This is a genomic window from Vogesella mureinivorans (genome assembly GCF_007644035.1).
GTDB classification, from domain to species: domain Bacteria; phylum Pseudomonadota; class Gammaproteobacteria; order Burkholderiales; family Chromobacteriaceae; genus Vogesella; species Vogesella mureinivorans.
In genome coordinates this window covers 1-282 of record NZ_VMTV02000526.1, presented here as the reverse complement: position 1 = coordinate 282, position 282 = coordinate 1, and the positions used below count along the sequence as shown (strand labels likewise).

The 282-nt window shown below is 64.5% G+C and carries 1 protein-coding gene; it reads left to right on the top strand.

The genetic code is table 11. The features are described from left to right. Positions 1–90: 90 nt before the first annotated feature. A partial coding sequence (locus FLQ44_RS14380) for a transposase (protein WP_147694970.1) occupies positions 91–282 on the top strand: 192 nt, incomplete at its 3' end.

Sequence of the window (282 nt, the reverse complement as noted above, 5' to 3'; positions counted from 1 at the left end):
CGGACACCGCAGCACGGGGAGGAGTTGCCGCCGGCGATTACGATAGGTGGTCCGCCTTGAGGTATGGCTTTAGACCGGAGGAGGACCGAAATGGCGAGGGTGAAGCACCGGCCTGAGGAGGCCTTGGCCAAACTGCGGCAGGTGGATGTCCTGGTCTCGCAGGGGCAGTCTGTGGCGGAGGCGATCCGGGCGATTGGGGTGACGGAGGTCACCTACTATCGCTGGCGGCGTGAGTTCGGCGGCCTGAAGTCGGATCAGGTGAAACGGCTGAAGGAGCTGGAG